Genomic DNA, 5154 nt, shown 5'->3' with positions numbered 1-5154 from the left:
TACCTAAGGAACGCATGGAGGCGATGCTCCGGGATTCCGGGATGCAAGTAATGCTGACGGATTCGGCGCAGCTTGGGATGGTGACAGGTCTGCATGAGACATCGCTGCGGAATGTACTGTGCCTGGATGATGCGTTGACGGAAGAGCTTGTCGGGCGGACGGAGCAAGTCGAGCAGGCAGGAGAGAATGAAGGCATCAAGATAAGCCTCGGTGGGGAAAGGATTTCGTTCTCCTTCGCCAAGGAACTAGCCGAGTACTCATCTGCACCCGTTGGGGTAGAAATAAAACCAACCGGCAGCGCATATGTCATCTACACCTCCGGAACGACCGGCACGCCGAAAGGGGTCGTCGTGGAGCACCGGAACGTGGTGAATTTCATCTCGGGAATGATTCGTGAGCTTCCGTTCGGGGCGCATGATTCGATGCTGTGCATCACGACGGTGTCCTTCGACATCTTTGCCGCAGAGAGCTGGGTACCGCTGAGCTGCGGCATGCAGGTCGTCCTCGCAAGCGAGGAAGCGCAGCAGGATGCGGCCGTGCTGGCGGAACTGCTCGCTCAGCACCCGGTGCAGATGATGCAAATGACGCCATCGCGTCTCATGCTGCTGCTCGGCGATGCACGGAGCGCGGCGCAGATACGGAGCATCAAGACGCTGCTGGTCGGCGGGGAAGCCTTCCCTTCCACCTTGTATGAGCAGCTAAGGGAACATACGGATGCGGCGGTGTACAACATGTACGGGCCGACGGAAACGACCGTGTGGTCCACGTTCGACCGCTTAGAAGGGGAGGAACGAATCAGCATCGGACGTCCGATGGCGAACACGCAGGCGTATGTGCTGAACGAGGCGCTGCAGCCGCAGCCGATCGGCGTGGCAGGAGAGCTGTGCATCGGCGGTGCGGGAGTCGCCCGCGGATATTGGGCGCGTCCGGAGTTGACGGGCGAGAAATTTGTGGACAGCCCGTTTGTTTCCGGGGAACGATTGTATCGAACCGGCGATTTGGCACGCTGGCTGCCTGACGGCCGGCTGGAGCATCTGGGACGGATCGATCATCAAGTGAAGATCCGGGGTTACCGGATTGAATTGGGCGAAATCGAAGCCAGGCTGCTGCGCATTCCGGGCGTAAGCGAAGCCGTCGTAACTGTGGTAGAAGCGAAAGAGACTAAAGAGAATGCGCAAGAATTGTGCGCTTATGTAACGGGCGGGCATCCGCTTGAGGCAGCCAAGCTGCGCGCCGCCTTGGCCGAATCGCTGCCGTCATACATGATCCCGTCGCATTTCGTGCAGCTGGAGGAGCTTCCGCTGACGCCGAACGGCAAGGTGGATCGCCGGGCACTGCCGAAGCCGGCGGGAAGCGCGGGAAGCGGAGCGGCAGCGGAATATACAGCGCCGCGAACCGATGTTGAGGAGAAGCTGGCGCAGTTGTGGCAGGAGGTGCTGGGCGTTGAGCGCGTAGGCATTCACGACAACTTCTTCGAGCTTGGCGGACATTCCTTGAAGGCGATGACGCTCGTATCGAAGATTCACCAGGCGCTGGAAATAGAGCTGCCGCTAAGACAGCTGTTCCTCTCGCCGACGGTCGAAGGGCTGGCGGCTGCACTGAATGCTGCGGACGGCAGCACGGTGTATCAAGCGTTGGCCCCGGCAGGCGAACGGACGCATTATCCGCTATCCTCGGCCCAAAAACGGCTGTATGTTCTGCAGCAGTTAGAGGGAGCCGAACTAAGCTACAACATGCCGGTGGCGCTGCGGCTTGAAGGAGAACTGGATCAGACACGGCTGGAAGCGGCGCTGCAGGCGCTTATCGCCCGCCATGAATCGCTGCGCACTTCGTTTGCCATCGTGGATGGCGAGCCGGTGCAGCGGGTTCAGGACGAGTGGGCCTTCTCTGTCTCCTATGAGGAGGCTGAGGAAGAGGAGGTCGAGGGGCGCATCCGGGCATTCCTCCGTCCGTTTGGCCTAGGCGAGGCGCCGCTGCTGCGTGCAACCGTCGTTCGCTTCGAAGAAACGAGTCACATGCTGCTGTTCGATATGCACCATATTATTTCAGACGGCACGTCGATCAGCATTTTGGTAGACGAATTTACGAGACTGTACGCGGGTGAAGCGTTAGAGCCGTTGAAGCTTCAGTACAAAGATTATGCGGTCTGGCAGCAGGAGCACTACGCCGATAGCCAAGCGTACGAGCAGTTGGAAACGTACTGGGTGGAACAGTTCGCCGGCGGCGAATTGCCGGTGCTGAGCCTGCCGGCCGATCATCCGCGTCCGGCCGTACGCAGCTTCGAGGGCGGCCGGGTGGACGTTGAGCTGGATGATGATCTTGCGTCTGCCGTGCACGAGCTGGCCCGCACGAGCGGAGCAACGGTGTACATGGTCCTGCTTGCCGCCTACAGCATGCTGCTGGCGCGCCTTGGCGGACAAGAAGAAGTCATTGTCGGTTCGCCGGTAGCGGGACGGCCGCATGCAGATGTGGAAGGCATGCTGGGTATGTTCGTGAACACCTTGGCACTGCGGACGCACCCGTCCGGAGAGAAGAGCTTCGCGACCTATCTGCAGGAAGTGAAGCAGGCATCGCTCGATGCCTTCGAGCATGGGGACTATCCGTTCGAGGAACTGGTGGAACGGGTAGTTCGGCAGCGTGACACGAGCCGCAATCCGCTCTTCGATGCGATGCTCGTGCTGCAAAACATGGATCAGGCAGAGCTTGAGCTCCCTGGGCTTCAGCTCACTTCGTATCCGTTCGAATCCAATGTGGCCAAGTTCGATCTGACGCTGTCGGTGAGCGGACAAGAGAACGGCCTGCGCTGCTCGTGGGAATACGCCGCCATGTTGTTCGAGCGATCCACGATCGAACGATGGGCCGGTCACTTTGCGGAGCTTCTGCGCCAGATTACCTCGAACCCGCAAGCGACACTGGGAAGCGTCAGCTTCCTGACGGCTGCGGAACAGGAACAATTGTTGACACAGTTCCATGAGCTGAGACAGTTCCATGAGCTGAGACAGTTCTGTGAGTTGGGGCAGTTCAATGGAACAGCCGTCGAGCTGCCGCGGGGCATGGACATGACGCTGCACGCGATGTTCGAGGAGCAGGCGGCAAAAACGCCGGAGAAGTTGGCCGTTGCATGTGGCGAAGATGCCCTGACGTACCGGGAACTGAACGAACGTGCGAACCGGCTGGCCCGAGTCGTGCGCCGTTATGGGGCAGGGCCCGAAAGCCTTGTTGCCGTGCAGCTCGAACGCTCCGTGAATATGGCTATCGCGCTGCTTGCCGTGTTGAAGGCCGGTGCAGCCTATCTGCCGATATCGCCGCAGGATCCGGCCGATCGCGTGCGGTTCCTGCTGGAGAACAGCGGCGCAACTCTGCTGCTGTCCGGAACGGAACAGGAGGCGGCTTCTTGTCCGATGCTGGGCTTGGATGATGGACGAATCGAGTTGGAATCGCCGGAAAACCTGGAAAGGTCTGCGAATCCAAACAATTTAGCGTATGTAATCTATACCTCTGGAACTTCCGGTCAGCCGAAAGGCGTCATGATGGAGCATGGAAGCATCGTTCATACGCTTCGGTGGAAGGCAGAAACCTACGACTTCGACGGAGGCCGGGTGCTGCATGCCAGCCCGTTCGTGTTCGACGCGTCCATCACGCACTTTTTTGGTCCCCTCGTTGCTGGGGCGACCGTCGTGATGCTGCATGATGAAGACTTAAGCGATCCGGCAGCCATTATCAGGACGCTTGCCGAGCAAAAGATTACCCATGCGCAATTCACAACCGGTCTGCTCGCGGCACTGCTCGACATGATCGAGCCGGAACAGCTGGCCACTGTACAGAGCGTGGTCACCGGCGGGGAGAAGATCAGCGCGGCGTTGATTGAAAAGATGCTTGTATATAACCACATTGAGTTTGTCAGTGAGTATGGGCCGACTGAAAACAGCGTCGTGACAGCCGCCTTGCTGGTCAGCGATCCACGGCAGTCTCATATGCTCGGCAGAGCGATTGGCCAGACGAAAATGTATGTGCTGGATGCGAATGGACAACTGCAGCCGATCGGCGTACCGGGCGAGCTGTGCATCAGCGGGCCGGGATTGGCCCGCGGATACCTCAATCAGCCGGAGCTGACGGCGGAGCGGTTCGCTGCCAGTCCGTTTGCGCCCGGCGAGCGTATCTACCTGACAGGGGACTTGGCGCGCTGGCTGCCGGACGGCAATCTCGAGTATATGGGCCGGATGGACGGACAAGTCAAGATCCGTGGCCATCGGATCGAACCGGGCGAGATCGAAGCCGAACTGCTGCGGTCGGCGCAGGTAAGCGAGGCCGTCGTGGCCGCGCTGCCGGATGCTTCGGGAAGCATGCAGCTGTGCGCCTATGTTGTCGGCGGCGAGCTGGAGCCTTCTGAGCTGCGCAGCTTGCTGTCCACAACGCTGCCGGCGTATATGGTTCCTTCCTTCTTCGTGAGGCTGGAGCAATTGCCGCTGACGGCCAACGGTAAAATCGATCTCAAAGCGCTGCCGAAGCCGGATGCAGCCATGGCCCATGCGCCATATGCCGCCCCTCGCACGGCGGTGGAGCAAGCGCTGGTGACGGTATGGCAGCAGGTGCTCGGGGTGCCGCGTATCGGCATCCATGATAGCTTCTTCGAATTGGGAGGCGACTCGATCAAGGCGATTCAAGCCATGTCCCGGCTCATGCAGGCCGGTTATAAGCTGGACATGAAGGAGCTGTTCCGGTATCCGGCCGCAGCCCAGCTCAGCGATCATATCCCCCCGGTGAGCCGCATTGCGGAACAGGGAGAGATTCAAGGAGCGGTGCAGCTTACGCCGATTCAGCACTGGTTTGCCGAGCGGGATCTGGCCGATGCGCATCATTTCAACCAAGCCGTGATGCTGTACCGGGAGAGCCGGTTTGAGGTGGAGGCGCTGCACCTGACGATGAAGGGGATTACAGAACACCATGACGCGCTGCGAATGGTGTTCACGCCTACAGCGGATGGCAGTTATGCCGCTTGGAACCGTGCTGTGGATGAAGGGGAATGTTACGGCTTGGAAGTATTCGACTTCCATCAAGAGCAGGAATGGAGCAGGTTAGTCGAAGCGAAGGCCCGCGAACTGCAGGCCGGCATCTGCTTAGAGACAGGGCCGCTCGTGAAGCTGGGCTTATTCC

At 59.7% G+C, this 5154-nt stretch carries 1 protein-coding gene; it reads left to right on the top strand.

Going from position 1 to position 5154, the window contains the following annotated elements; all coding sequences use genetic code 11:
* Window positions 1-50: 50 nt before the first annotated feature.
* Window positions 51-5154 (top strand): non-ribosomal peptide synthetase (locus tag DQX05_RS29805; RefSeq protein WP_220483316.1); only part of this gene is annotated, 5104 nt, incomplete at its 3' end.

It is taken from the genome of Paenibacillus thiaminolyticus (genome assembly GCF_003591545.1).
Taxonomy (GTDB): domain Bacteria; phylum Bacillota; class Bacilli; order Paenibacillales; family Paenibacillaceae; genus Paenibacillus_B; species Paenibacillus_B thiaminolyticus_A.
This window is presented reverse-complemented; position numbering and strand designations above follow the sequence as displayed.